At 56.6% G+C, this 528-nt stretch carries 1 protein-coding gene; it reads left to right on the forward strand.

Translation table 11 applies throughout. The features are described 5' to 3' along the window. Positions 1-338, forward strand: a 338-nt coding sequence (locus JIN78_RS16950; RefSeq protein WP_200393181.1) for a hypothetical protein, incomplete at its 5' end; no start/stop codon positions are given. Positions 339-528: the final 190 nt, after the last annotated feature.

Here is a 528-nt window from a genome sequence, read left to right on the forward strand (position 1 = left end):
AGGGGCGCGTCATCGTGGGCGGCGGTGGCTTCTTCGATGCGCTGGTCGAAGCGGGTGATGCTGGCGGTGAGGGCCTGGAGTTGTTTGACGAAGGCTCGAATGAGTTCGGCGGCGGTATCGAGAACGAAGCCCGTCGGGCCGGCCTCATAGCAGACTTTGAGGTCTTTGAGCTTTTGGCCGAGCTGCTTGGCGAGCTTGCGCAGAGCGCGTTCAGCAGCGAGGAGGGAGCCCCCGCATTCGCCGTAATAGGTTGGTTATTTGCGCGATCCTTCTTGCGTGTAAGCGATGGCGATCGATTCGTTGACTGCGGCTTCGCCTTGCCCTTTGGGCTGACCTAGCGGTCAGTCTGTCTCACTTCGTTCGGCTATGGACATCGAGTCCGATGTCGTATGTAGTGTTCATGGTGTGTTTAGGTGAATTGCTGATGTTGGATAGTGAGGTGGACCCCGAAAATCGGGCCAGGGGTTAAGCGATAATTTTGGTGGTGAGGAGCGGCGAAAAACGCCAAACCCAACCAAATAAAATGAA

This window comes from Roseibacillus ishigakijimensis (genome assembly GCF_016595415.1).
In the GTDB taxonomy this organism is placed as follows: domain Bacteria; phylum Verrucomicrobiota; class Verrucomicrobiia; order Verrucomicrobiales; family Akkermansiaceae; genus Roseibacillus; species Roseibacillus ishigakijimensis.